3 protein-coding genes are annotated in these 3250 nt (G+C 55.7%); all 3 read left to right on the top strand.

Features of this window, described 5'->3' with window-relative positions; genetic code table 11:
- On the top strand, positions 1 to 381 hold a 381-nt coding region (locus tag HUJ17_RS07170), incomplete at its 5' end, for a putative solute-binding protein (RefSeq protein WP_290510054.1).
- Between the two features lie 192 nt (positions 382 to 573).
- Positions 574 to 2907 carry a TRAP transporter large permease subunit gene (locus HUJ17_RS07165; protein WP_290510053.1) on the top strand — a complete coding sequence of 778 codons (2334 nt, stop codon included), beginning with the start codon at positions 574 to 576 and terminating at the stop codon, positions 2905 to 2907.
- 155 nt (positions 2908 to 3062) lie between these two features.
- A partial coding sequence (locus tag HUJ17_RS07160; protein WP_290510052.1) for a hypothetical protein occupies positions 3063 to 3250 on the top strand: 188 nt, incomplete at its 3' end.

Below are 3250 nucleotides of genomic sequence, written 5' to 3'. Positions count from 1 at the left end.
GCCTACTCCGCCCTGGAACTGTACAAGGGCATGCAGCCGGATGGCGGCATGATCGACTACGTACTCGGCCAGCTCACCGCCCAGGTTATCCTGAAGAAAGACAAATTCCCGGACGGCTATGCTGACAAGTCCCGCAAATACATGCTTGGCCAGTTCGACCGCGCTATGACCGTGATCGAAAACGCCAACAACGAAGTCGACAAGAAGTGGTGGATTCGCATCCCCGAGGCCGACAAGCTGCGCTATGACGAAATGATGCGCGAAGCCCGTATCGCCCTGACCAAAGACGGCGTTTACAGCAAGGAGATGATGTCCCTGCTGCGCAAGGTGCGCTGCAAGGAAGAGCCTTCCCGCGCCGAATGCGTTAATCCTGTCGAGTAAAGCGCAACACTGATCAAAGCGGGGCCCAGGGGCCCCGTTTTTCCCTAGCGACCTAATTTCTGTCACCCGGCGCAATCCTGCCGGGTAGGCAAGGTGTTTACACTGCCATAGAATGCGGCGAATAAGGCTTGAGGGCCCGCGGGTAGCCTCTTCCCCGCATTCTACGGCGGTATAACAATAACCGGGTGCACAATGGACAAACCTTCTTCTACTATGAAAATGGCGAACCGTTCCGTCGGTGAATGGTTGTCATCGCTACCAACCCTGATTCTCCTGTTGCTGACAGTATTTCTCGCATCAGGGGAAGTGATTCACTCCCAGCTGCTGAAAATTGGTGAAAATACCTGGGAAGGCTACTTCCAGTTACGGGGTGCCGGCATTCTCCAGGAGCCGACCTGTAATCCAGACGCCAATATCGACGAACAGTTGAAAGGAGCCATCACCCGAAAGAAACAACAGATGGCGGATGACCCCCTTGCCGGTATGTTCGGCACCGAGGTAAACGAAGACGCTCTGCGTCAGTCACTGGAAGCGTCTCAGCAAATCTGCCGCGAAAAATGGGCCACCTATACCATGGTGCAGGAAAAGGTCACCCCCGGGGTGATTGCTTTCCGGAACCTGGAAGGCGGCGTTGCCAAGATTGTCACCACCCTGGGCCACTACAAGCGGCTGTTGCTGTGTATCCTGGTGATTATCTGTGCCGCTACAGCCACTCTGACCCGCCATCATATTTCCCTGCGCCCGGCACAGACCCGCAAGGACCATTTTGTCTCCAGCCTCGGTCAGCTGTCCGCCAATGTGATGTTGCTACTGTCCGCCTGGGTTTATCGTGGTGAGGAAGTCAGCGCCATGGCAGACGGGGTACAGGTGAACCATTTCTACCTTCACCAGTTCTGGATCGCCGGTTTTACCCTGCTATCTCTGGCCGCCCTGTGGCAACTGATCAAGCCGCCCAAGGATCTCGAGGAAGGCGGCAGCTGGGGCAAGTCCCTGTTGACCATTCCGCTGTACAGCTTCATGTGTATTACCGCTGGCATCCAGTTCATCAGCCAGGGCTACTACCACGGCATTAGTGTTTACCTGGGCATGATGATGGAACTGTCCACCCTGTTCCTGAGCCTGGCCCTGTACATCTGGATCGGTATGCTGCTGCGTCAAACCAAGATGGCCCATCTGGTGTTCGACGTACTGCGCCCCTGGAAGATGTCTGCTGAGCTGATGTGCTTTGTGGTACTGGCGGTTGCCGCGATACCCACAGCCTTTACCGGCGCCTCCGGTATCTTCGTGATCGCCGCCGGTGCCACTATCTACAACGAACTGGTTCGTGCCGGTGCCCGCAAGCAACTGGCCCTGGCCGCTACCGCCATGTCCGGTTCCATGGGTGTGGTACTGCGCCCCTGTCTGCTGGTGGTGATCATTGCGGCCCTGAACAACTCGGTTACCACGGACGAACTGTTCACCTCCGGCCTGAAGATTTTCGGTCTGTCGCTACTGCTATTCTTCATCTACAGCCAGTTTGCCCGTACCGAAGCGGCACGGATTGCACCATTCTCCGAAGCCGTACCGGCCAGCATCAAGCGCCTGGTTCCACTGCTGCCCTACGTGATCGTCATGGGTACCGTACTGGTGTTCTTCCGGGATCTGCTGGATACCGAGCTGAACGAGAACTACGCACCGATTATCCTGCCGGTGATGCTGATCGCCATTCTCTGCTACGAGAAATTGAGCACCAAGAGCCTGCACGTTTTCACCGTGGTACTGGTTCCTCTGCTGGTGTACTCCATGTACAAACTGTGGGGCATCAACGCGGCACTGGAAGCCGGCAATATCCCCACCGGCACCTCTGCCAAGGATCTGGAAGCCCTGTTCTGGGGGCTGTTGTGGCGCAACCTGATACTGGGTGCGGCTCTGTTGATCCACTATTTCATGAAAAAGCCGGATATCGACACCCATTACGAAGCCGAAAAAGGGGTTGGCGAGAAGCTGGAAACCTCTCTGCGCTATGCCACCAATGAAACCACCGGCCATATTGGTGCTCTGCTGATGCTGATGGCGCTCTCCGTGAGCGTAGGCGGTATCATCGAGCGTTCCGGTGTCATGGAGCTATTGCCAGAGACGTTCCCGAGCATCTGGCTGGCCATGACCCTGCTGGTGGTCACCATGGTCATCATCGGCATGATCATGGACCCCTACGGGGCCGTGATTCTGGTGAACGCCACCATTGCCCAGATAGCCTTTGACAATGGGATTGCGCCCCTGCACTTCTGGATGATTACCCTGGTGGCTTTCGAGCTGGGTTATCTGTCACCACCGGTGGCGCTAAACCACTTGTTGACACGACAGGTGGTCGGCGAAGAAGAAGTCGAGTCTGCGAAAGTCAAAGGCGGCAGCTTCTACCGTCGCTATGAGAAGTTCCTGCTTCCCATTGCGGTCATGCTGACGGCTCTGCTGCTGGTATCCTATGTACCTCTGCTATCCGATACGGTGCATGAGTACATGTTCAAGAAGATTGAGGTTGGCGGCTAACACCAGCGCTGATTTCATTCGCACCAAAAAAAGGAGCCCTCGGGCTCCTTTTTTTTGTCTGTGTCTCCCGTTTTTCTCGCCAACTTTCTGTCCCTCTCGCGCTTTGCTATATTTCCTGGCTTGCTATTGGACAAAAAACAACAAGGACTGACACCATGATGGCCAGCCTACGCATCGGACAGCGTACCGCCCGTGAATGGTTTTCTTCGCTACCCGCCCTTCTCCTCCTGTTGATGACAATTTTTTTGGCCTCAGGGGAAGTCATCCACTCCCAGCTTCTGAAGATTGGTGAAAATACCTGGGAGGGCTACTTTCAGCTTCGCGGGGCAGGCATTCTCAGCGA

The sequence above is a fragment of the Alcanivorax sp. genome, from assembly GCF_014762765.1.
GTDB lineage: Bacteria > Pseudomonadota > Gammaproteobacteria > Pseudomonadales > Alcanivoracaceae > Alcanivorax.
Note: the sequence above shows the minus strand (reverse complement) of the source record. Positions and strands in the feature narration are given on the sequence as shown.

What these genes read in the sequence shown, in the direction of transcription:
- HUJ17_RS07165 (WP_290510053.1), top strand. Translation starts at nt 574, where the DNA reads ATGGACAAACCTTCTTCTACTATGAAAATGGCGAACCGTTCCGTCGGT.